19 protein-coding genes and 1 riboswitch are annotated in these 23,437 nt (G+C 67.6%); of the genes, 10 read left to right on the forward strand and 9 right to left on the reverse strand.

Going from position 1 to position 23,437, the window contains the following annotated elements; translation table 11 throughout:
* The first annotated feature begins 134 nt into the window (after window positions 1–134).
* Window positions 135–479 carry a DUF952 domain-containing protein gene (locus tag OSH07_RS04015; protein WP_266337299.1) on the forward strand — a complete coding sequence of 115 codons (345 nt, stop codon included), beginning with the start codon at window positions 135–137 and terminating at the stop codon, window positions 477–479.
* Window positions 476–1,552: a quinone-dependent dihydroorotate dehydrogenase gene (locus OSH07_RS04020; RefSeq protein ID WP_266337300.1), complete on the forward strand. Its 1,077-nt coding sequence runs from the start codon at window positions 476–478 to the stop codon at window positions 1,550–1,552. The genes OSH07_RS04015 and OSH07_RS04020 overlap by 4 nt, the downstream gene beginning before the upstream one ends.
* 6 nt (window positions 1,553–1,558) lie before the next feature.
* Here OSH07_RS04020 and OSH07_RS04025 read toward each other — a convergent pair whose 3' ends face one another.
* Window positions 1,559–2,881, reverse strand: a complete 1,323-nt coding sequence (locus OSH07_RS04025) for an MATE family efflux transporter (RefSeq protein WP_266337382.1) — start codon at window positions 2,879–2,881, stop codon at window positions 1,559–1,561.
* Window positions 2,882–2,982: 101 nt separating this feature from the next.
* On the opposite strand from OSH07_RS04025, the gene OSH07_RS04030 reads away from it, so the two are divergent.
* A complete protein-coding gene (locus OSH07_RS04030) occupies window positions 2,983–3,885 on the forward strand; it encodes a histone deacetylase family protein (RefSeq protein WP_266337301.1) in 903 nt (300 codons plus the stop codon).
* A gap of 6 nt (window positions 3,886–3,891) precedes the next feature.
* Here the strand turns inward: OSH07_RS04030 and OSH07_RS04035 are convergent, their stop codons facing one another.
* Together OSH07_RS04035 and OSH07_RS04040 are read right to left on the reverse strand one after the other, a co-directional pair.
* A complete protein-coding gene (locus OSH07_RS04035) occupies window positions 3,892–4,401 on the reverse strand; it encodes a hypothetical protein (protein WP_266337302.1) in 510 nt (169 codons plus the stop codon).
* A 116-nt stretch (window positions 4,402–4,517) separates the two neighbouring features.
* Window positions 4,518–6,182: a lysine--tRNA ligase gene (locus OSH07_RS04040; RefSeq protein WP_266337303.1), complete on the reverse strand. Its 1,665-nt coding sequence runs from the start codon at window positions 6,180–6,182 to the stop codon at window positions 4,518–4,520.
* 204 nt (window positions 6,183–6,386) lie between these two features.
* Here OSH07_RS04040 and OSH07_RS04045 point away from each other — a divergent pair, with 204 nt between their 5' ends.
* Complete coding sequence (locus tag OSH07_RS04045) at window positions 6,387–6,812, forward strand: tellurite resistance TerB family protein (protein ID WP_266337304.1); 426 nt, start codon at window positions 6,387–6,389, stop codon at window positions 6,810–6,812.
* A gap of 190 nt (window positions 6,813–7,002) precedes the next feature.
* Here OSH07_RS04045 and OSH07_RS04050 read toward each other — a convergent pair whose 3' ends face one another.
* Entirely contained in the window at window positions 7,003–7,872 is an 870-nt protein-coding gene (locus tag OSH07_RS04050) for a transporter substrate-binding domain-containing protein (protein WP_266337305.1), read from the reverse strand.
* Between the two features lie 144 nt (window positions 7,873–8,016).
* On the opposite strand from OSH07_RS04050, the gene OSH07_RS04055 reads away from it, so the two are divergent.
* Window positions 8,017–9,834, forward strand: a complete 1,818-nt coding sequence (locus OSH07_RS04055) for a glycosyltransferase family 2 protein (protein WP_266337306.1) — start codon at window positions 8,017–8,019, stop codon at window positions 9,832–9,834.
* Between the two features lie 24 nt (window positions 9,835–9,858).
* On the opposite strand, the gene OSH07_RS04060 is transcribed toward OSH07_RS04055, so the two are convergent.
* The 4 genes from OSH07_RS04060 to OSH07_RS04075 form a co-directional block, all read right to left on the reverse strand.
* Window positions 9,859–10,539 (reverse strand): spermidine synthase, encoded by a 681-nt coding sequence (locus OSH07_RS04060; protein ID WP_266337307.1) that lies wholly within the window; start codon window positions 10,537–10,539, stop codon window positions 9,859–9,861.
* A 75-nt stretch (window positions 10,540–10,614) separates the two neighbouring features.
* Complete coding sequence (locus tag OSH07_RS04065; RefSeq protein ID WP_266337308.1) at window positions 10,615–11,004, reverse strand: DUF930 domain-containing protein; 390 nt, start codon at window positions 11,002–11,004, stop codon at window positions 10,615–10,617.
* A gap of 149 nt (window positions 11,005–11,153) precedes the next feature.
* Window positions 11,154–11,870 carry a ligase-associated DNA damage response endonuclease PdeM gene (pdeM, locus tag OSH07_RS04070; RefSeq protein ID WP_266337309.1) on the reverse strand — a complete coding sequence of 239 codons (717 nt, stop codon included), beginning with the start codon at window positions 11,868–11,870 and terminating at the stop codon, window positions 11,154–11,156.
* Between the two features lie 279 nt (window positions 11,871–12,149).
* A complete protein-coding gene (locus tag OSH07_RS04075; protein WP_266337310.1) occupies window positions 12,150–14,738 on the reverse strand; it encodes a ligase-associated DNA damage response DEXH box helicase in 2,589 nt (862 codons plus the stop codon).
* Between the two features lie 284 nt (window positions 14,739–15,022).
* On the opposite strand from OSH07_RS04075, the gene OSH07_RS04080 reads away from it, so the two are divergent.
* On the forward strand, window positions 15,023–16,045 hold the full coding sequence (locus OSH07_RS04080; RefSeq protein WP_266337383.1) for a ligase-associated DNA damage response exonuclease: 1,023 nt from the start codon (window positions 15,023–15,025) through the stop codon (window positions 16,043–16,045).
* A gap of 3 nt (window positions 16,046–16,048) precedes the next feature.
* Here OSH07_RS04080 and OSH07_RS04085 read toward each other — a convergent pair whose 3' ends face one another.
* Window positions 16,049–16,951, reverse strand: a complete 903-nt coding sequence (locus OSH07_RS04085; RefSeq protein WP_266337311.1) for a DMT family transporter — start codon at window positions 16,949–16,951, stop codon at window positions 16,049–16,051.
* Window positions 16,952–17,038: 87 nt separating this feature from the next.
* A riboswitch (FMN riboswitch) is annotated at window positions 17,039–17,189 on the reverse strand.
* Window positions 17,190–17,297: 108 nt separating this feature from the next.
* On the opposite strand from OSH07_RS04085, the gene OSH07_RS04090 reads away from it, so the two are divergent.
* From OSH07_RS04090 to OSH07_RS04105, 4 genes are all read left to right on the forward strand, one after another.
* The gene (locus OSH07_RS04090; protein WP_266337312.1) at window positions 17,298–18,977 is read left to right on the forward strand and encodes a cisplatin damage response ATP-dependent DNA ligase; all 1,680 of its coding nucleotides are present in this window, start codon (window positions 17,298–17,300) and stop codon (window positions 18,975–18,977) included.
* Window positions 18,978–19,063: 86 nt separating this feature from the next.
* A complete protein-coding gene (locus tag OSH07_RS04095; RefSeq protein ID WP_420909589.1) occupies window positions 19,064–19,333 on the forward strand; it encodes a DUF6460 domain-containing protein in 270 nt (89 codons plus the stop codon).
* A gap of 329 nt (window positions 19,334–19,662) precedes the next feature.
* Window positions 19,663–22,278: a TonB-dependent receptor gene (locus OSH07_RS04100; protein ID WP_266337314.1), complete on the forward strand. Its 2,616-nt coding sequence runs from the start codon at window positions 19,663–19,665 to the stop codon at window positions 22,276–22,278.
* Window positions 22,279–22,280: 2 nt separating this feature from the next.
* A complete protein-coding gene (locus OSH07_RS04105; protein WP_266337315.1) occupies window positions 22,281–23,435 on the forward strand; it encodes a cytochrome-c peroxidase in 1,155 nt (384 codons plus the stop codon).
* The last annotated feature ends 2 nt before the right edge of the window (window positions 23,436–23,437 follow it).

Raw genomic sequence — 23,437 nt, forward strand, 5'->3', positions numbered from 1 at the left:
CCTCTCAACCAGCTTTATCCCCGTCCACGAGGTCTGTCCAGCGGCGGGGCCGGCATTTTGACGCCGGCTGCGCGCGAACCCTTGTTCCGCCGCGATGGCGCGACTAGGTTCCCGACAAACCTAAGGGATCCCACATGACCGTCATCTTCAAGATCGCCCCCGACATCCTTTGGAGCCAGGCGAGGGACGCGGGCGTCTTCACCGGCGCCACGATCGACATCACCGATGGCTTTATCCATCTCTCGGCCGCCGACCAGGTGCGCGAGACGGCTGCGAGGTATTTCGGCGGCCAGTCTGGCCTGGTGCTCGTCGCAATCGATGGCGACAAGCTCGGCGACAAGCTGAAATGGGAGCCGTCGCGCGGCGGCGCGCTGTTCCCGCATCTCTACGGCCCGCTCGATTTCTCGGCGGTAATCTGGACCAAGGCGCTACCGGTCGGCACCGACGGCCTGCACGTCTTTCCCGAGCTTGCGGCGTGAGCGCTTTCGGCAGCCTCGTCCGACCGCTGCTGTTCCGGATCGATCCGGAAAAGGCGCATGGCCTCTCGCTGAAGGTGCTGTCTTCCGGGCTGCATCCTTCGGTCCGTCCCGACCGTGACCCGAGGCTGGCGCGCAACCTGTTCGGATTGCGGTTTCCCAATCCGCTCGGTATCGCCGCCGGGCTGGACAAGAACGCCGAGGTGCCGGATCCGCTCCTGGCGCTTGGCTTCGGCTTCGTCGAGATCGGCACGATCACCCCGAAGCCGCAGCCCGGCAATCCGAAGCCGCGCCTGTTCCGCCTGGTCGAGGATCATGGCGTGATCAACCGGCTCGGCTTCAACAATGCCGGCCATGCGGCGGCGCGGCTGCGACTCCAGGCGCGGCGCGGCAAGCCCGGCCTCGTCGGCGTCAATATCGGCGCCAACAAGGACGCGACGGACCGGATCGCCGATTATGTCGCCGGGATCGAGACCTTCGCCGACCTCGCCTCCTATTTCACCGTCAACGTCTCCTCGCCCAACACGCCGGGCCTGCGCGACCTGCAGGCGAAGGGCGCGCTCGACGAACTGCTCGCCCGCGTGCTCGAGGCGCGCGATGCCCAGGCGCGCCGTGTGCCGGTGCTCCTGAAGATCGCGCCCGACATGGCCGAGGCCGGCCTTGCCGACGTCGCCGAGGTGGCGCTGGCTCGGAAGATCGACGGCGTCATCGTCTCGAACACCACGATCAGCCGCCCGAAGCTGATCGACGCCGCGACGGCGAAGGAAACGGGCGGCCTTTCCGGCCGGCCGCTGTTCCGCCTTTCGACCATCCAACTCGCCCGCTTCCGCAAGCTCGTCGGCCCCGAGATGCCGCTGGTCGGCGTCGGCGGCATCGAATCGGCCGAGACCGCCTTTGCCAAGATCACGGCCGGCGCCGACCTGGTGCAGGTCTATTCCGGCTTCGTGTATGGCGGTCCGGGGCTGCCTGCCTCGATCCTGGCAGGCCTGTCGCGCATCCTCGACCGTCGCGGCATGTCCTCGATCGCCGACGCCGTCGGCATCGAGACGGAGAAATGGGCGGCCGAGACGGCGTGAACCGCCTCAGGCAAACGCTGCGCGGGTGCGGATGCCGCACCGCCAAGCGAGCGTGAAACCACGCGCCGACAGGAAGACCAGCATGGCCAGCCACAGGCCATGCGCGCCCCAGAGCGGCTCGGCGACCGCCCAGACCGCGAGATAGAGCGCGAGCGACAGCAGCATCATGTTGCGCATGTCGGCCGACCAGGTGGCGCCGATGAAGATGCCGTCCATCTCGAAGGCGAGAACGCCGGCGAGCGGCGTCAGCGCCGTCCAGAACAGGTAGTGGCGGGCGGTTTCGCGCACGGCGGGATTCACCGTCATCCAGTCGATCAGCCAGGGGCCGCCGAACCAGAAGCAGGCGGCGGCGATGAAGGCGAGCACATAGCCCCAGCCCAGCGTCAGCTTCAGCGAGCGCAGGAAGGCTGGCTTGTAGCGGGCGCCGATGGCGCGGCCGGCATATTGCTCCGCCGCGGCGGCGAAGCCGTCGAGGAAATAGCCGCCGACGAGGAAGAAGTTCATCAGCACGGCGTTCGCCGCCAGCACGACGTCGCCCATCTTGGCGCCGCGCGAGGCGAAGAAGCCGAAGGCGAACAGCAGCGTGAACGAACGGATCATGATGTCGCGATTGACCGCGACCATGCGCAGGATCTGCGTCCGGTCGAGGATCTGCGCCATCGACGGCCGGTCGGCGCGGTCGAGCCGGCGCATCACCAGCGCGAGGCCAAGGATGGCGGTCACCGCCTCGCCAGTCGTCGTGCCCCAGGCCGATCCGGCGATGCCCCAGCCGAGGCCGAGCACGAAGGCGATGTTGAGGACGATGTTGAGCCCGTTCAGGAAGGTCTGCAGCACGAGGCCGAGCGTCGAGCGGCCGAGCCCGATCAGCCAGCCGAGCATGACGTAGTTGGCGAGCGCGAACGGGGTCGAGAACACGCGGATGGAATAGTATTCCGCCGTCGCCGCCTGTACGGCCGGGCTGCCGCCAAGCGCCGCGAGCGCGATCGCGAGGATCGGCCGCGAGAGCAGGATGACGACGAGGCCGATGCCGAAGGCGAGGATCAGGGCGCGGAAGAAGGTGGCCTGGATCTCCTTGCGGTCGTCGGCGCCGAGTGCCTGCGCCACCAGCCCGGTGGTGCCGCTGCGCAGGAAATTGAAGGTGGCGAAGACGAAATCGAAGATGACGGCGCCAAGCGCCACGGCGCCGAGCAGCGCCGCGTCGCCGAGGCGGCCGATCACCCCCATGCCGACGAGGCCTAGCAGCGGCGTCGTCAGATAGGCGAGCGTCATCGGCACGGCGATGGCCAGGATGCCGCGATGGGTGACTTCGAAGGGGCGGATGGCGGTCATGATGTCGGCGTGGCGTGGTGTGGGCAAGAAGCGATAGCCGCTTCGTCGCCCGGCGTCGACGCGATCGTTGCATGTCTCGCGGCCGGCCCTATGTTCGGCGGATGCTCCCGCCCATCGTCCACCACCCCGCCTACACCGCCGAGATCCCCGCCGATCATCGCTTTCCCATGCAGAAATACCGCCGGCTGGCCGAGATCGTCAGGGCCGACGGGTTGGCGCCGGCGGGCTTCGTCGTGCCGGAGCCGGCGACGGCGGCGCAATTGTCGCTCGCGCATGACCGGTCCTATGTCGAGGCGGTCCTGTCGCTCGCCGTGCCGCCGGCGATCGAGCGCGAGATCGGGCTGCCGATGAACGAGACGGTGGTGCGACGCGCGGCGGCGGCGACCGGCGGCACCATCCTGGCGGCCCGGCTGGCGCTGGCGCATGGCCTCGCCTGCAACACGGCCGGCGGCAGCCATCATGCCCGCTCCGAACAGGGCGCCGGCTTCTGCACCTTCAACGACGTCGCCGTGGCGATCCGCGTGCTGATGGCCGAGGGGATCATCGGCACCGCGCTGGTGGTAGATTGCGACGTGCACCAGGGCGACGGCACGGCCGAGATCTTCGCCGACGACGCCACCGTGACGACGCTGTCGTTGCATGGCGAGAAGAACTACCCCGTCCGCAAGCGGCAGTCGACGATCGACATCGGGCTGGCCGACCGCACCGATGACCGCGCCTATCTCGCCGCGCTGGACGGCATCCTGGCGCCGCTGCTCGACCGTACCCATCCCGACATCGTCTTCTACAATGCCGGCGTCGATCCGCATGAGGAGGACCGGCTCGGCCGGCTGTCGCTGACCGATGCCGGCCTCGCGGCGCGAGACCGGCTGGTGATCGAGGCGGTGCGCAGCCGCGGCATCCCGCTCGCCGGCGTCATCGGCGGCGGCTATGGCGCCGATGTCGAGCCGATCGCCCGCCGCCATGCCCTGCTGCACCGCGCGGCGGCTGCGTTCGCGGGGTAGGGCGGCTCAGTGCTTGCGGAAGGTGAGGTCCGACAAAGTGGTGGCAGGCCCGTTCGCCTGCGGCTGGCTGACGACCTGGATGCGAAGCATGCCCTGTCCGTCATTCAGGATCGACATGCGCGCCCTGGTGCTGCCATTGACGGGCTTCGGCCAGGTCATGGTGAAGTTGACGCGGTTGCCATTGCGCTTGCCGACGATTGTGGCCGGACCGGCGCGGGCGCCGACATAGGTGCCGGTATAGCGGCCGGTCGCCGGATTGAAGGTGACGTCGGCGCTGATGTCGCGGGTGAAGACGACGGCGCCGCGGCAACTGCCGCTGATCGACATGCGGTTGGGCGCATGGTCACCGGTTACGGCGCAATCGGCGTCGATGATGGGCGACTCGGCGTTGCGCCGCACGGGCCCCCCTCCGGTCCAGCTGCCGGCGAAGCGGTTCTGGAAGCTCTGCTCGTCGCCGGTGGCCGAAAGGGCGGGACCGGCGAACAGGCAGAGCATGATCGGCCATTGCGGTCTCATCGCGCTCGCTCCCGCTCAGGAAACGAACCCAATAACGCAACTGTTCCGGGCGGGAAGGCCAAAGCCGATCACGTCTGGATCAAAAGAACCGGATCGTGATCGGCGGATGCGAGGCGTCAGCCGGCCGCGAGTTCGCCGCGCAGCGCCTTGGCGATGCGCTCGCGCGTCTCCGGAATGCCGTAGATGGCGACGAAGGAGCCGAAGCGCGGGCCCTGGTCTTGGCCGAGCAGCACCTGGTAGAGGCCGCGGAACCAGTCGAGGGAGACGCCGGGCGGGTTGCCGTCCGGACCCTTCTTGTTGGGATCCGGGAAGTACTTGCGGCCGATGTCGAACACGACGGTCTGGATCTCGTCGGCGTCGGCCGTGGCGGGCATCTCCGCCAGCGCCGCGTCGAGCGCGACGAGCGCCTCGCGGATCGCGCCTTCCGGCAGGACGTAGTGCTTGCCAGCCTTCAGCACGTCGTTGAAGTAGCGGATCGCGTAGCCGGCGAGGCGGTCGAGCTTGTCGTGCGTCGCCGCCGTCAGATGCGGCATGTAACGCGAGATATAGGCCCACAGCACGCCCTTGTCGGTGGCGTCGGAGACGCTGACCAGGTTGAGCAGCATGGCGAAGGGAATCGGCGTGCCTTCCGCCGGCGGGTGGCCGGAATGGATGTGCCAGGCGGGATTGCCGAGCTGCTGCTCGACCGGCTGGCGCGGATAGGCGTCGACGAAGCCGAAATACTCGTCGACCGTGCGCGGGATCACCTCGAAGGAGAGCCGCTTCGCCGTCTTCGGCTTCTGGTACATGTAGAGGGCGAGGCTGTCATTGTCGGCATAGGTCAGCCACTGCTCGATCGTCAGGCCGTTGCCCTTCGACTTCGAGATCTTCTCGCCGTTCTCGGCCAGGAAGTGCTCGTAGGTGAAGCTCTCGGGCGGCTCGCCGCCGAGCGCGCGGCAGATCCGGGTCGAGAGCTTGACGCTGTCGATCAGGTCCTTGCCGCTCATCTCGTAGTCGACACCGAGCGCGTACCAGCGCATGGCCCAGTCGGCCTTCCACTGGCACTTGACCGAGCCGCCGGTCACCGGGACCTCGACCCGCTCGTTGGTGTCGGGGTCGATATAGGTGACGGTGCCCTTCTCGACGTCGCGGTCGACCATCGGCACCTGCAGCACGACGCCGGTGGTGGGCGAGATCGGCAGGAATGGCGAATAGGTGGCGCGACGGTCCGGACCGAGCGTCGGCAAGATGATTTCCATCACCTCGTCATAGACCTCGAGCATGCGCTTGAGCGCCTTGTCGAAGCGGCCGGAGGTATAATAGTCGGTCGCGCTGGCGAACTCGTACTCGAAGCCGAAGCCGTCGAGGAAAGCGCGCAGCCGGGCATTGTTGGCCGCGCCGAACGAGGGATACTCGTTCGAGAACGGGTCCGGCACGCGGGTCAGCGGCTTGCCGATATAGGCCTGCATCATCTCCTGGTTCGGCACGTTGGTCGGCACCTTGCGGAGGCCGTCCAGATCGTCCGAGAACGAGAGCAGGCGGGTCGGGATCTTGTCTTCGGTCAGCAGGCGGAAGGCGTTGCGCACCATGGTGGTGCGGGCGACCTCGCCGAAGGTGCCGATATGCGGCAGGCCCGAGGGGCCGTAGCCGGTCTCGAACAGCACCGGTCCGTCCGGGCGGCCCTGCCGCTTCAGCCGCTCGACGATCCGGCGCGCTTCCTCGAACGGCCAGGCTTTCGAAACCTGCGCAGCCTGAACGAGTTCGGGCGCAAGATCGAGAACTGGAAGCGTGCCGGTCGACATCGAAAACCTCTTTGGGGAAGCGCGCGCGGGATGTTTTGAAGAAGCGCGTGGGCGCGGACCCTAGGGAGACCCCGCGCGCGCGTCAATGGTCGCGTTGGCCGCTCGCGACAAGCCGCCCCGGTTGAACGGCGTGGCAAGAGATCCTACCCTGTGCGGGTATGATTGGAACGGGCATTCATTTCCCGCGTGCAGGAGCGTATCGACATGGACAAGCCGACCGGCAGCACGGTCTCCCCGCAGGAGGCCCTGATCTATGCGATGGTGACGCTATCGGCCGTCGACCGTCAGATGACCGATCGCGAGCTGCGCAAGATCGGCGATGTCGTGAACACGCTGCCGATCTTCGGCGGCTTCGATACGGACCGGCTGGTCGCCGTGGCGGAAGCCTGCGCCACCATCACTCGCGAGGAGGATGGTCTGCACGCCGTGCTCGCCACCATCGCCACCTCGCTGCCGAAGAAGCTGCACGAGACGGCCTATGCGCTCGCCGTAGAGGTAGCCGCCGCCGACCTGCATGTCGAGCAGGAGGAGCTGCGCTTCCTCGAGCTGCTGCGCGACGTGCTCGACGTCGACTCGCTGACCGCGGCGGCGATCGAACGCGGCGCCCGCGCCCGCTACCGCACGCTCTGAGGCGCCGTTCACAAGACCCTCACCCAACCCTCTCCCGCAAGCGGGCGAGGGGGCTCGCCGAGGCTCGTCGTTAGAGGGGCTCGCCTAGGCTCATCGGTACATCGAGTTCCATGCTGCGAACGCGGCGGCCCAAACCCCTCGCCCGCTTGCGGGAGAGGGTTGGGGTGAGGGGCTTAGTTGTGTCGGGCCTCTAGAAATAGCCGACCGGGAAATAGCGCAGGTAGAGCTCGGCGAAGACGCCCTTGTCATAGAGGCTGTCGAGGGCCCAGTTGAGCGCCAGGCGTAGATCGTCGCGCTTCGGCGGCAGGGCGATCGACAGCCCCTGGCCGAAGAAATGCGGCTCGACATAGGGGCCGCCGATGAAATCGCAGCACCCCGAGGCCGCCTCCGACTGCAGCCAGAAGGCGAGCTGAACCCCGTCGCCGAAGACGAGATCGACGCTGCCCGCCTTCAGCGCGTCCGCGGCCGCGCCCGGCGTCTCGACGGCGATGCGCGTGCTCGCCGGGAAGAAGGCGGCGAGATAGGCCTCGTGCGAGCTGCCCTTGGCGACGGCGATTTTCCGGCCGGCAAGCCCGTCCGTGTTGAGGCGCGCCGCCGGCGCGCTCTTGCGGCCGACGAAGCGCGCGACCGGGCGCAGATAGACATCCGAGAACTCGAGCTTCGCCCGGCTTTCCGGGGTGATCGCGATGCCGGCAAGCGCCGCGTCGACGCGGCCGGCCGCGACCGTGTCGATCAGCCCGTCCCAGGGGCGCGCCTGGATCGTGCAGGGGACGCTCAGTTCGCGGCAGATGGCGCGGGCGAGATCGACGTTGAAGCCGGTGAGCTTGCCGTCGGGCCCGGTGAAGTTGAACGGCGGAAAATCGTCGGTCGTGGTGAAGCGGATGCCGGTCAGCGCTGTCGTTGCCGGCTTGTCGAGGCGGCGGTTCGGGTCCCAGAGGTCGGGGATGACGACGCCCTCGCTGGGGCGCGCCTCGGGAGCGTTCTGGGCCGTCGCCGGGCCGACGCAGCCCGCGGCGGCCGCCATCGCCACGATGCTCGCCAGGATTGCGAAGCTTGCCAATCGCCGCCACATGCCTGTATCACTCTGAATTGGTTGTTGCCGTAACGTAAGCCAAGGGGATGGCGCGTGCGGACTATAGACCAATTGTCGATGGGCACGAACCCGGACAAGCGGGCGGCCCCGACAGGTGTGGCGGGGGAGCGAATGCGTTACGGCTGGGATCCGCCTGGCGGGGGAACGCCGGATGAAGCCACGCGTTCGGCCGCGCTGGCCGCGCGCCTCGGCCTGCCGTTCGATCCCACACCGAAACGGACCTTCGAGACGGCGGTGCCGCATGAAGGAAACGGCGACGTCGCGCCGCTGGCGGCCGCCATCCGCGCCGGCCGGGTCGCCATGCTGGAGGACGGCGGGTCCCGCCGGCTGCTTATCGCGCCGCGGGCGGAGGATGTCGGTCGGCTGGCGACGGCGCTGGCGGCGGCGCCGGACCTGGCCGCGCGCCTGACCGTGACCACGCCTTCGGCGATCCGCCGCTGCCTGACGGAATCGGGATCCGTCCAGCTGGTCGATCACGCCGTGTCGGGCTTCGATCGCGCCCATCCGGATCTGTCGGCCCGCCGACTGCTGACGTCGGCACAGGTGGTCTTCCTTCTCTTCTGCCTGGCGCTGGGCGGTCTCGCGCTCTGGCATTTCGGCTGGCAGGCGGTGCAGGTTGTCAACATCGCGCTCGGGATCCTGTTCCTGGCGCTCATCTTGCTTCGCCTGCTCGCCGTCAGCGTCGCGCTCGAACGCACTTTCCGGCCGGCGCCGCCGCTCGATGTCGATCGCTCGCGGCTTCCCGTCTACAGCGTGCTCGTGCCGCTCTATGACGAGGCGCACATGGTGGCGGACCTCGCCCGCGCGCTCGAGGCGCTCGACTGGCCGAAGGACCGGCTCGACATCAAGTTCATCGTCGAGGAGCGCGACCGCGCCACCCGACACGCGCTGGAGAGGCTCGAGCTGGGTCGCGAGTTCGAGATCCTGGTGGTGCCGGACCGTGCCCCGCGCACCAAGCCGAAGGCGCTCGATTTCGCGCTGCCGCTGGCGCGCGGCCGCTTCGTCACCGTCTATGACGCCGAGGACCGGCCGGATCCCGGCCAGCTGCTGGAGGCCTATCTCGCCTTCGCTTCCGGCGACGAGCGGCTCGCCTGCATCCAGGCGCCGCTGCTCGTCGACAATGACGACGTCAACGGCCTGACCGCCTTCTTCGCCATGGAATATTCCATGCAGTTCGACGGCGTGTTGCCGACGCTGGTCGCGCTCGACATGCCGCTGCCGCTCGGCGGCACGTCGAACCATTTCCGCATCGAGGCGCTGCGCGCGGTCGGCGGCTGGGACCCCTACAACGTGACGGAGGACGCCGATCTCGGCATCCGCTTCGCCCGCTGCGGCTATCGCTCCGGCACCATCACCCGTCCCACCTACGAGGAAGCGCCGCGCACTATGCGGCTCTGGCTCAAGCAGCGCACGCGCTGGCTCAAGGGCTGGATGCAGACCTTCCTGGTGCATATGCGCCACCCGGTGCGGCTCTGGCGCTCGATCGGCTCGCGGCGGATGCTGGGCTTCCTGCTGACTGGCTTCGGCACCATTGTCGCGGCGGCGATCCACCCGGTCTACATCGCCTCGGCGGTGGCGCTGGCGATCGATCCGACCGTCATCTGGCGCGCCGGGAGCCCGCTCGCGGCGGCGGTGATCTTCCTGAACGTGTTCAACTTCGTCGCCGGTTATGTCGTCTTCGCCCTGCTGTCGCGGGCGACGCTGAGGCTCCGGCGCAAGAAGCGGCAGCCGGGCGTGCTGCCATTCCTGCCGGGCTACTGGCTGCTGCTGTCGCTCGCCTGCTACCGCGCCTTCTTCCAGCTTCTCGTCGCGCCGCATCGCTGGGAAAAGACGCAGCACCACGGCCAGGAGCCGCGCCGGCGGAGCGTGGATTCCGGTGAGGCGCGCGGCCGGCGATCCCTGCCGATGCAGCCGAACCCGGCGCCGTGAGCGCGCGGCCAGGCTGGAGCGTGGTCAGCCGCCGGGGCGGACGGCGATCCAGATGACGTGCTTGGCGCCGCGCTTGCCACGATGGGCGCGCACGCCGACTTCCTCGGCCGCGAAGCCCGCCTTGCGCAGGCGCTGCGTGAAGGCGGCGTTCGGCCCCGAGGACCAGACGGCGAGGACGCCGCCGGGGCGCAGCGCCGCGAAGGCGGCGCCGAGGCCCTGCATCGTGTAGAGACCGTCATTCGATTCGCGCGTCAGCCCTTCCGGGCCGTTGTCGACGTCGAGCAGGATGGCGTCGAACTGGCCGCGGCCGGCGCGGATCGGCTGGCCGACATCGCCCTCGTGTATTTTCACGCGCGGATCGTCGAGGCAGGTGCCGAAGACCGGCTGCATCGGGCCGCGCGCCCAGGCGACCACCGCCGGCACCAGCTCTGCCACGGTGATCGTCGCGTCGTCAGCGAATTTAGCGAGCGCGGCGCGCAGCGTAAAGCCCATGCCGAGGCCGCCGATCAGCACGTTTGCCTTCGGCCGACCGGCGATCTTCGCGGCGGACAGGGAGGCGAGCGCCTCCTCCGAGCCGCTCAGGCGGCTGTTCATCAGCTCGTTGGAGCCGATCATGATGGAGAATTCGGCGCCGCGCTGCATCAGCCGCAATTCGCCGCCGCCATCGGGAATGGTTGCCGTGTCGAGCCGGACCCAGGGTATCAAGCGCGCGCTTCCGTCATTTCATGAAAATCGCCGGCACCATACATGCGTCGTCGCGTTTCGGGCAGGGCCGGCCGCTCAGGGATAGAAGTTCTTCGCCGCCCATTCGGAATGCGGCACATGGCGGATGCCGTTCACGCTCAGTTTCGTCGTCCGCATATGGTCCGGCGTGACGGCGCAGCGATAGGAGAATTCGTACCATTCGCCCTTGCGGCGGAAGGCGCCGCCATCGCCGATCGCGATGTCGCCATGGATTTCCGGCCGATGCAGCATGTCGATGAAGGCGCGGTCGGTGACGCCCTCCTTGCGGCTCGAGGTCTTGTCCATCACGGCGAGATCGCAGACCTGGATCAGGCGCGTCGTGTCGTCGAGCTCCTTGAGGCTTTCCTCGAGCCTGGCATCGGCGGCGAAGGCGGGACCGGAGAGGGCGGCGGCGATCAGGGCGAACAGGCACGGGGCCAGGCGCATGGCGGCATTCCTTTCATGGCATCTTGTTGGCGGCGCCGGCGCGTGTCCGGTAGTGAAACGCGGCTGCGAGGGCGGGCGCCCCGCGCTCGGACGAGCGCGGTCAAACGAATGGGGAGGGGCTCTGTCCTTCTGAATTGGGAGGATGGGCGCTAGCCGTCGACGAGGCGGCGGCCGGCGATGGCGTGGACGGCGTCGCCCAGCACCCAGGCATGGAAGGCGCGGCCGTCGAAGAGAGGGCGGAAGGCGTCGTCGAGAACATTGAGGCCGCCGGCGAGCGTGCCGAAGGCGGGCAGCACCAGCCGCCTTCCGTCCGCCGCGAAGCAGCGCCGCCGGATCGAGCGGCCACGGCCGGCGACGCGGGCGGCGGGATGCAGGTGGCCGGCGATCTCGCCTGTGTTCTCGCCGGGGCGCGGCTCGTGCCGGAAGGTGAGCGGCCCGATCGTGAGTTCGCCGAACGCCCGGCCGCCAAGATCGCGCGGCGGCTCCGGGTCGTGGTTGCCGGCGATCCAGATCCATTCTGCCGAAGCTGTCATCGCGCAGAGCGAGGCGCGGTCGGCCTCGTTCAGCCGGTCGCCGCCCTGGCGATCGTGAAAGCTGTCGCCGAGCGCGATCACGCGAGCGGGCGTCATGCGGGCGATGACGGCGGCGAGCCGCTTCAGCGTCGCCATCGTGTCGTAAGGCGGCAGCATCTGGCCGCGCCTGGCAAAGGAGGAGCCCTTTTCGAAATGCAGGTCGGCGACGATGAGCGTGCTTTCGTCCGGCCACCAGAGCGCGCCCTCGACGAGCGGCACCAGCGGAACCGAGGCGACCGAAAGCCCGGCCCGCGCCGTCTCCGTTCCGCTTCCTGTCGTCGCCGTGCTTTGCATTCCAGCCTTCGTCTCGGGGCAGGCCTGCCCCGAAGCACCCGATTCAATTTCGAGTTTAGCATTCGAGGCCGCCTGCGACACCCCAGCGCCATGATTCCCATCGCCGCAGGCCGATCCGACTGGAGCGATGGGTCCAGCCGCCGCCCCACCCTCTGCCGTCATTCTTGCGAAAGCAGGAATCCATGCAGCCAAGGTATTGCCAAGCAAAGCTGCCTATTGCGCGGCCGCATGGATCCCGGATCAAGTCCGGGATGACGTCGAGCGTGAGGGCCGCAGGGGCTATTCGACCGGCAACCGGGCCCCGACCTCCACCTCGCCCATCGCCTCGCGCACCAGGTCGTCGGCGTTCTCGCGCAGGATCTCCTCCTGCGCCTCGCCGGCGACCGGCTCCTTGCCGATGTCGAGCATCACCGGCACGGCGAGCGGCGAGATGCGGCCGAGCGGCTTGTGCAGGATATGGTCCTTCACCCGCGCCAGCATGTCGGAAAGACGCCGCACGTCGAGCAGGCCGGTCGCCGCATCCGCCCAGGTCGCCTGCAGCAGGATGTGGTCGGGCTCGTGCGAGCGCAGGACGTCGTAGATGAGGTCGGTCGAGATCGTCACCTGCCGGCCGGTCTTCTCCTTGCCGGGATGGCGGCGCTCGATCAGGCCGGAGATCAGCGCGCAGCCGCGAAAGGTCCGCTTCAGCAGATGGCTTTCGGCGAGCCACGCGTCGAGATCGTCGCCCAGCATGTCCTGGTCGAACAGGTCGCCGATCGCCGGTTTCCTCTTCGCGAACGCTGCCCCCATGTCGCCGAGGCCCCAGACGGCGAGCGCATAGTCGGAGGCGACGAATCCCATCGGCTTCAGCTTCGCCCGTTCCAGCCGCCGCGTCAGCAGCATGCCGAGCGTCTGGTGCGCCAGCCTGCCCTCGAACGGATAGGCGACCATGTAGAAGCGGTCGCCGCGCGGAAACGTCTCGACCAGCAGTTCGTCGCGCTTCGGCAGCACCGACGCCCATTTCTGCAGCTCGAGCCAATCGGCGACCTGGTGCGGCAGCCGGCCCCAGGCGTCCTCGTCGGCGAGCAGGCCGCGCACGCCCTCGGCGAGATAGGTCGAGAGCGGGAACTTGCCGCCCTGATAGGATGGAACCTTGGGCGCCTCGTTGATGGCGCGGCTGACGATCGCCTCGTTGTCGCGGATGCCTTCGAGCCGCAGCACGAGGCCGGAAAACAGGAAGGTGTCGCCGGGCACCAGCGTCTCGAGGAAATACTCTTCCACCTCGCCGAGCACCCGCCCGCCCATGCCGATCGGTCCGCCGCGCTTTCGCGAGGCGAGCCGCACCTTCAGCATCGGATCGGCGACGATGGTGCCGACATTCAGCCGGTATTGCTGCGCGACGGAGGGATGGGTGATGCGCCAGGTGCCGTCGGCAACCTTGCGGATCTTGGCAAAGCGCTCATAGCTCCTGAGCGCGTAGCCGCCGGTGGCGACGAAATCGACGACCCGGTCGAAGGTCTCGCGGGGCAGCGTCGCATAGGGCGCGGCCGAAACGATCTCCTCATGCAGGTCGTCGGCCGAGAACGGCGCGGCGCAGGCCATGCCGAGCACGTGCTGGGCCAGCACGTCGAGCGCGCCGCCGATCGGCCGCGGCGTATCCTGAGCGCCGCTCGTGCTCGCTTCCAGCGCCACCGTGCATTCCATCACCTCGAAGCGGTTCGCCGGCACCAGCAGCGCGCGCGACGGCTCGTCCATGCGGTGGTTGGCGCGGCCGATGCGCTGCGCCAGCCGGCTGGCGCCCTTCGGCGCGCCGACATTGACGACGAGATCGACATCGCCCCAGTCGATGCCGAGATCGAGCGTCGAGGTGCAGACGACGCAGCGGAGACTGCCGGCCGCCATGGCCTGCTCGACCCGACGGCGCTGGCCGACGTCGAGCGAGCCGTGATGCAGCGCGATCGGCAGCACGTCCTCGTTCACCCGCCAGAGTTCCTGGAAGACGCGTTCGGCCTGGCTGCGCGTGTTGACGAAGACGAGCACCATGCCGTTGGCCTGGATCGCCGCGTAGATCTCGCCGATCGCGTGCACGGCGGAATGGCCGGCCCAGGGCAGCCGTTCCTCGGTGTCGAGGATGGTGATCTCCGGCTTGGCGCCGCCGGCGACGGTGACCAGATCGGCGAGCTGCGGCGGCGCATCGGCCCGTTGCGGCATCAGCCAGGCGCGAAGGTCATCGGGCTCCGACACCGTCGCAGACAGGCCGACCGCGCGGAGCTCCGGCGCGAGGCGGCGCAGCCGGGCGAGGCCGAGCGACAGCAATTCACCGCGCTTCGCCGTCACCAGCGCGTGCAGTTCGTCGAAGATGACGGTCTTGAGGTCGCCGAAGAAGCGGCCGGCGTCCGGGTTGGAGAGGAGCAGCGCCAGCTGCTCCGGCGTCGTCAGCAGGATTTCGGGCGGTTTCAGCTTCTGGCGCTGGCGCTTGTGCGCCGGCGTATCGCCGGTGCGGGTCTCGATGGCGATGTTGAGGCCGATCTCCACCGCCGGCGCCTCGAGATTGCGGGCGATGTCGACGGCGAGCGCCTTCAGGGGCGAGATGTAGAGCGTGTGCGGCCCGCGCCCGCCCTTTCCGGCCGGCGGCCGGGTCGCGAGGTCGACGAGGCTCGGCAGGAAGCCGGCGAGCGTCTTGCCGGCGCCGGTCGGCGCGATCAGCAGGGCGGATTTCCCTTCGCGCGCCTTCTCCAGCAGGGCGAGCTGATGCGGCCGCGGCGACCAGCCGCGACGGGCGAACCAGTCGCGGAAGGGGGCGGGCAGAAGATCGTGGGAGATTCCGGCGTCGAGGCTCTCGGTCACGGCATAGAGGTAGGAGCGGCCGATGTGGAAGTCGAGGGGCATGTTGGGGGCGTGATGCAGCAAAACCCTAACCCCAGCCCTCTCCCGCGCGCGTGAGAGGGGGCTTGCCGAGCAGGCTGCGCGCGACGTTCGATACACCCTCCGCCGTCATGCCGGACTGGATCCGGGATCCATTCAGCCGCCGTGTTGGGAATTGGAGGCGTCATCGTCCACGACCTCGGCTGCTTGGATTCCTGCTTTCGCAGGAATGACGGAGACTGGCTTGCAAGGGAGGGGGCGGGTGAGGGGCTTTCATTGAGAGCATCCATCCCTATCCTAGGGAGATGATCCGCCCTGAAGAACTGCTCTGCCCGACGCCGGACGGCCTCTGGTGCCCGCTCGGCGGCTTCCACATCGATCCCGTGCGGCCGGTGGCGCGCGCGCTGATCACCCATGGCCATGCCGATCACGCGCGGCCCGGCCATCAGGCGGTGATGGCGACGCGCGAGACCTTGCGGATCATGGCCGAGCGCTATGGCGCCGGTTTCGCCGGCAGCGAGGCTGTGGCGCCGCTCGGCGAGGCGATGCGGATCGGTGACGTCACGGTCAGCTTTCATGCGGCCGGCCATGTGCTGGGCTCGGCGCAGATCGCCGTCGAGGCGAAGGGCATGCGCATAGTTGCCTCGGGCGACTACAAGCGCCGGCGCGATCCGACCTGCGCGCCGTTCGAGCCGGTCCAATGCGACGTCTTCATCACCGAGGCGACCTTCGGCCTGCCGGTTTTCCGCCATCCCGATGACACCAACGAGATCCACAAGCTGCTCGCCTCGCTCGCCGCCTTTCCCGAACGGGCGCATCTGGTCGGCGCCTATGCGCTCGGCAAGGCGCAGCGGGTGATCAAGCGGCTGCGCGAGGAGGGTTATGACCGGACGATCTACATCCACGGCGCGCTGGAGCGGCTCTGCCGCCTCTATGCGGAGGAAGGCATCGATCTCGGCCCGCTGGAGCAGGCGACCGTCGAGGCAGGACGCAAGTCGGGCAGCGGCGTCGATTTCGCCGGCGCCGTCGTGGTCGGGCCGCCATCCGCCTTCGCCGATCGCTGGGCGCGGCGCTTCCCGGATCCTGTCTCCTGCTTCGCCTCCGGCTGGATGTCGATCCGCCAGCGCGCCAAGCAGCGCGGCGTGGAGCTGCCGCTGATCATTTCCGATCACTGCGACTGGGCGGAACTGACCGAGACCATCGCCGAGATTTCTCCCGCCGAGGTCTGGGTCACGCATGGCCGCGAGGAAGCGCTGGTGCGCTGGTGCGAACTGGCCGGCATCCGCGCCCGCCCCCTGCACATGGTCGGCTACGAGGACGAGGCCGAGTAGGGGTTAGCCGCTGCTGCTTCGGGTCTCGCGCCAGAGCAGGAACATCGACGCGCCGACGATCAGCGCCGCGCCGAGCCAGAGCTGGCTGGAAGGTACCCAGCCGAACACCAGCCAGCCGGCGAGCACGTTCAGCGGCAGCTTCACATGGTCGAAAGGCTGGACATAGGCGGCGTCCGCCCTGGCATAGGCGAGCGCGAGAAACCCCTGCGCCGCGGCGGTGAGCACGCCGACCGCGACGATCGCGATCCAGGCATCGCCCGAGGGGATGGCGATGCCGGAGGGAAGCGCCAGCACGAGGTTGACCGGCGCGAGCAGCAGCAGCAGCCAGGCCGTCACGGTTTCGGGGCTGTCCTCGGCGAGCAGCTTCTTCTGGATTAGCGACACGCCGGCCCAGAGAACCGACGCCACCAGCGGATAGAGGCTTGCGGTGGTGAAGCTTGCGGAAAACGGATCGAGGATGATCAGCCCGCCGGCAAAGCCGACGATGACGGCGAGCCAGCGTTCGAGCGATACCTTTTCGCCGAGGAACAATCCGGCGCCGAGCGTGACGATGAAGGGCGATGTCATGACCAGCGCGATGGCCTGGCCGATCGGCACGGCATGCGAGAGGCCGAGCACCCAGAACTGCACGCCGACGGCGGCGAACAGCACGCGCAGCGCCTGCAGACCGGGTCGGCGCGATTTCAGCGAGGGCAGGCCGCGCCGTGCCGCCCAGGGCAGGATCACGATCAGCGCTATGGCATATTGCAGGAAGGCCGCTGTCGGCGCCGGCAGGTGCAGGTTGACGGTGGCGATCTGTTCGAGCGTGTTGACGCCGGCAAACGCGACGCCGGCGAGGATCATCCAGAAGGCGCCCGCGACGGGCGCTCCGAGAGCGGAGGGTTTGGTGAGGGTAGACTGACTCATGTTGGTTCCCATCGGGTTCGACAACACGAAATCAGGGCATAGCAAATACGCACGCACCGGCCGCAGGGGGCCGGTTCGCATCGTCTTCGCCGTTCTCTTCCATCCGGACTATAACCGTCGGCTTCGGAATTTAACCGAATCTGCTGACCCTTTCCGTCGGAACGGAAAGGCGCTCGCGGGCTTGAAGGAAAACCTTCTTACCGCCGGTGGGGAGTTGCACCCCGCCCTGAGAACGAGTCCCGGCCGCAAGGCCGAGCGAGCCACAGTTAGGACTTCCGGCCGCCTGGCGCAACCCGCTACGCTGCCGGGGCTTTTCGCCGGCGATTGCAAAACCTAGATTGGCGCCATGCAGGATTTCGCCGCTCTCCTCGACCGCCTGATCCTGACGCCGTCGCGCAACGCCAAGCTGCGCCTGATGGCGGAATATTTTCGTGTTACCCCGGATCCCGATCGCGGCTGGGCGCTGGCGGCGCTGACCGGCGGGCTCGACGTGCCATCGGTGAAGCCCGCCATGCTGCGGGCGCTGGTCGCCGAGCGCATCGACGAGGTGCTGTTCGCCTATTCCTATGACTATGTCGGAGACCTCGCCGAGACGATCGCTCTGGTCTGGGACGAGGGCGGCGGCCCGACCATGCGCGCCGCCCCGGCAGCCACCAATGGCAGCAACATTCCCTCCCTCTCGGCGATCGTCGAAACGCTGCTCGCCTCGTCGCGCGCCGACGGGCCGAGGCGGGTGGCGGCCTTTCTCGACGCGCTCGATTCCGACGGGCGCTGGGCGCTCTTGAAGCTCGTCACCGGCGGCTTGCGCATCGGCGTCTCGGCCCGGCTCGCCAAGCAGGCGCTGGCCGATTTCGGGGCGGAAAAGGTCGATGGGCTGCAGGTCAACGAGATCGAGGAACTCTGGCACGGCGTGAAGCCGCCCTACCTGCCGCTGTTCGCCTGGCTGGAAGGACGGGCGGAAAAGCCGGTCTCCTCGGCGCGCGCGCCGTTCCGGCCGGTGATGCTGGCGCAGCCGCTGGAGGAAGGCGACCTGCCGGGCATCACGCCGGACGTCTATGCAGCGGAATGGAAATGGGACGGCATCCGCGTCCAGGCGGTGTCGGACCAGGGCGTGCGCCGTCTCTATACCCGCACCGGCGAGGATATCGGCGACACTTTCCCGGACATGCTCGACGCGCTCGATTTCGCCGGCGCCATCGATGGCGAATTGCTCGTAGGCCGGCGCGCGGGCGAGACGATCGAGCCGGGCTCCTTCTCGGAACTGCAGCAGCGCCTCAACCGCAAGACGGTTTCCGGCAAGCTGATCGCCAGCCACCCCGCCTTTATCCGCGCCTATGACTGCCTGGTCGACGGCGAGGAGGATGTTCGGGCGCTGCCGTTTCGCGAACGGCGGGAGCGGCTGGAACACCTCGTCGGCGGCTCGCTCGCCGGCCGCATCGACCTGTCGCCCCTGGTTGCCTACGACACGACCGACGATCTGATGGAAAAGCGCAGCCTGCCGCCGGTGCCCATCATCGAGGGGCTGATGCTGAAGCGCTGGGATTCGGTCTATGAGCCGGGCCGCCCGAAGGGACCCTGGTTCAAGTGGAAGCGCGATCCCTACACCGTCGATGCCGTGCTGATGTACGCGCAGCGCGGTCACGGCAAGCGCTCGTCCTTCTATTCCGACTACACGTTCGGCGTCTGGAAGAGGGGCGAGGGCGGCGACGAACTCGTGCCGGTGGGAAAAGCCTATTTCGGCTTCACCGACGACGAACTGGTCGAGATCGACCGCTTCGTCCGTCGCAACACGCTGAACCGCTTCGGGCCGGTGCGCGAGGTGACGCACAGCGCCGAGGTCGGGCTGGTGCTGGAGGTGGCGTTCGAGGGCCTGAACCGCTCGGCCCGGCACAAATCCGGCGTCGCCATGCGCTTTCCGCGCGTCAGCCGGCTGCGCTGGGACAAGCCGCCGCGCGAGGCCGACCGGATCGAGACGCTGGAGGCGCTGCTCGAGCCATGGGTGGATGAAGCGCCGGGGATGAATTAGCCCGTTTTCCGGCCGCACTGTTCCGCTATCATCCGACCGAATCGAGCGTCGGGCCCGTGTCGGGCGCGGCGTCACAGGAGATGACGATGAACGGCCTTCAACGCTTCATGGGCGGCTCGCCCGCCCAGGTCCTGCTCCGGCTGGTCGTCATCTCGCTGATCGTCGGCATCGTGCTTTCGGCGCTTGGTCTGTCGCCCTACGACATCGTCGAGAAGGCGCAGCAACTGGTCTGGCGCATCTGGAACATGGGCTTCGGCGCGATCGAGTGGATCTGGAAGTATTTCCTGCTCGGCGCCGTCATCGTCATCCCGGTCTGGATCGTCATCCGCCTGCTCAACATGGGCAAGGGCGGCTGAGCCGCCGCGCTTTTCGGTCCATCGGCCTTTGCGGCTTGGCCTCCTGCGCGTAGCGGGACGCTGGCGCGTGTTGTTGCGTGACCGCCTCGCGCGTGAAAGCCCTGACGAGGCGGTGTAAATCCTGTCGACGATATGTTGACACGAATATTCAGGTTATATTACCAACGCGCCCATCGGACATACGTACACCACGCGCTTGCCCAGCGGACCGCGACCCGGCGATCCGTCCATTCTGAGCGGGATTGAACATGCGAGTGGTTGGATTCGGTTCGGAGATCCGTGTCTGGATTCCGAAGTTAGCAACGTGCGCCCTGGTCGGCGCCGCCCTTATGGCAGTCGGCCTGGCCCCCGCGGTCGCCGAGGAGGCCGCCGCGACAACCCAGCCGACCATGCTCGAGGCGATTGTCGTCTACGCCAATCGCTTCTTCGTCGGCCTCGGCGACGGATCGTCGACGAATTCGGGTACGACGGTCGTCTCGCGCGAAGCGTTCCAGATCATGACGGGCGGAAGCGAGGACGCGAACAGCTTCCTGCGCAATCTGCCGAACGTCCAGTATCAGGACTATGCGAGCACCGATGCCGGCGTGGACGGGTTCGACGAGATCGGTTCGCAGCCTCTGCTGGTGTCGATTTCCGGCGGCCTTGTCTATGAGAACAATTTCCGCCTGAACGGCATCGGCATCAATAACGTCACGGGCAGTCAGGAGTCTTTCACGTCCGATCTCTCGGCGGATGAGCAGACGCCCAACATCAACGCGATTTTCGGCCTGCACCCCCAGACGATCTTCGTGCCGTCCGAGTTCGTCGAGCAGGCGACCGTGATCGACAGCAACGCTTCGGCGCGCTATGGCGATTTCCAGGGCGGCGTCGTCGACTACAAGCTGGCCGAGGCGCCGAAGGACCGCATCCGCGGCTCGGTCAGCTTCGGCGGCCAGACCAACGACTTCGTCCACTACAAGCTCGGCACAGAGGACGGGGAGAATCCGGAAGACAAGGCCAAGCCGGACTTCAAGAAATATCAGTTTGCCGCCTCGGTGGGTATTCCTCTCACCAGCGACTGGTCGATCCTGGCGCAATACAGCCGGAGCGCAGGCTCGTCGGACAAGCAGAAGACCTATGTCCTCTATAACGAGGCGGCATCCGACGAATCTTCGAATGACTTCTACCGCCTGTCGAGCCGGCTCGACACGGACTTCGGCGTTTTCACGCTGGAGGGTGCCTATACCGACTTCAGCAAGGTCTGGGACGGCATCTATTATCGCGACACGCAGATCGACGCCCAAACGAAGGGCCTGACCTCTCAACTGAAGTGGGAGCGCGAGCTTGGGGCGCTGGTCGTTCCGGCAATCGGACTCGGCAACGTCAAGATGACGGCCCGCGGCTACTACAACGACTCCAAGACGGTCAATGACGGCGGTGGAAACGAGACCATCTACCGAACCATCCTGGCGCGCACCTCGACAAGCGTGACGAACCCGGACCTCTGGTTCCATTCGACCGATCCGGACCTGCTCGCCTGGTGCCGCGAACCGGTGACGTTCAGCGGAACCGCCGCCACCTGCCGGGAAGGCGGATATGGCAACAAGGAGCAGGGCCAGACCGAGACGGGTTTGATCGGATCGCTCGAAGGCGACATCGGCTGGGGCAAGTTCAGCACCGGCGCCGAATATCAGCACATCGACGCATTCCGGGGGCGTGAGGAATACATCCTGCGCTCGCTGAACCGCACGACGCTCAACCTGCCGACCGGCGTCTCGGGCTGGACCTGCCCGGCCGGGGATACCGCCTGCACGAGCGAGCAGTACAATTACTCGAAGAGCGTTCTGGAGGCCTACCGGAACGATGTTTCGCTGAATTCGCTCAGCGCCTATGCCGAAATCGACCAGAAGTGGCGCTGGTTCGACGTTCGCGCCGGCCTGCGCGCCGACTATGAGGACTTCTTCGGCAATCTGAACATCGCGCCGCGCCTGGCGGCAACCTACACCCCGTTCGAGGGACTGTCTTTCGTCGCGGGCGCCAACCGCTACTACAACGCCGATGCGGTCTACTACGCCGTTCGCGACGGCCAGCCGCTCGGCTACACCGTGACGCGGACGCATGATTCCGAGGGAAATGTCTCGGATACCTGGAGTACCCCGACCACCAAGCGCTATTACAATTTCTCCGGCTCCGACCTCACCACGCCCTACAAGGACGAGTTCACCGGCGCGGTCCGCTGGAAGGAACCTGTTTTCGACGGCGAGTTCCGCTTCCGGTACATCGATCGTCGGGGCCATGATCAGTACCTGGTCGCGGAGGACAGCACCTCGACCAATCTGGGCCTCACCAATGGCGGCACGAACGCCTATCGCTCGGCGACGCTGGAATATGGAAAGTCGTGGGACAAGCTGCCCGTGCGCAATCTCGACAGCCTCTCGCTGGTGGCCTCGGCCGTGTGGTCGGAGCAGAAGACGACCTCGCAAGGCTATGTCGACGACGAGTGGGACAATCGCATCTGGTACAATGGCCAGTCCTATTCCCTGTCCGAGTTCGGGCTCGTCACGGGCAACATGGACATTCCCGTCCGCCTGGCGATGGATGTCGGCACGGCCTGGTTCGAGAAGCGTCTGAAGCTGGGGGCGACGGTGAACCTCAATCTCGGGTTCGAGGGCGTCCGCGACACGGACAGCACCTGCACGGCTTCGGCGACCTCGACCAAATGTCCGCTTTCATCCGGCGATGGCGTCGGCAAGACCCACTACATATTCGAGGACTATGATTTCAAGCCGCGCCTGACCCTGGACATGACCGCGAGCTATCGCCTGGCCGAAACGAAGTTCGGTGCCTATGACGTCAACCTGTCGGTGCAGAACGTTTTTGACGACACCACCAATGCGGTCGCGTCCGATGAAACGCCGTGGCTGCGCGGGCGCAGCGTCTGGCTCGGCGCGGCGGCGACGTTTTGAGCATGGCGACGGCATGGCGTCCCTTCTGGGTGGTTCTGGCGGGATGCCTCGTCGCCGGCGGCGGCATGGCGCTCGTCAGCGCCGCCGTGCCGCGCGCCCTGGAGAAGCGCGGCATGGTGCTTTCGGATCTGCCGGGCGAGCCCGACGGCGAGGCCCTTGCGGCGCTCCGGCGCTACTACGAGGTCATCCCGGCGGCCTGGCCGCAGCCGACGCTCGACCCGAGCGTCGAGTTCCGCGAACTGGCCGCGCTGGAGCTTCCGAAGCAGAATCCGTCGCCGGCCAAGGTCGCGCTCGGCAAGGCGCTGTTCGAGGATCCGATCCTGTCGGCCTCGGGCCAGATCGCCTGCCAGAGCTGCCACAATCGCGAGCTCGGCTGGGGCGACGGCCTCAAGACCTCGTTCGGTCATGATCGCGCGCAGGGCCGGCGAAACGCCATGCCGCTGTTCAACGCCTCGCTGCGGCGGAGCCTGTTCTGGGACGGCCGGTCGCCGGATCTGGAGGCGCAGGCGGCCGAGCCGCTGGTCAATCCGGTCGAGATGGCCAACCACGACCTGACCGGCGTGGTCGGCCGGCTCGCGGCCAGCCCCGCCTATCCGGCCCGCTTCGCCGCCGTGTTCGGAACCGATCGGATCGAGCCGGAACAGGTGCTCGAAGCAATCGCGGCCTTCGAGGCGACGCTCGAGGAGCGGACCCGGTTCGACCGCTTCGTGCAGGGCGACAAGCGGGCGCTGACCGATCAGCAGGTCTACGGCCTGCATCTGTTCCGCACCAAGGCCGGCTGCATGAATTGCCACAACGGGCCGCTGATGACGGACGAGAAGTTCCACAATCTCGGCCTGTCGCTGCTCGGGCGTCCCAAGGAGGATGTCGGCCGCTATGGCGTGACCGGCGTGCTCGACGATGTCGGCCGCTTCCGCACGCCGAGCCTCCGCCACGTCGGCGAGACGCGGCCCTACATGCACAATGGCATCGTGCCGACGCTTCGGCATGTCATCATGCTCTACCAGACCGGAGGCGGACACACTTTGCCGCGCAACGCGGCCGAGGCCAGGAACCCGTTGATGCCGTTCGCGGGCCGCACATCGCCGATCCTGAAGCCACTCGGCCTTTCGCTGGCCGAACGGGAAGCGCTCGTCGCCTTCCTCGAAAGCCTGTGAGG

The organism is Kaistia nematophila (assembly GCF_026343855.1).
In the GTDB taxonomy this organism is placed as follows: domain Bacteria; phylum Pseudomonadota; class Alphaproteobacteria; order Rhizobiales; family Kaistiaceae; genus Kaistia; species Kaistia nematophila.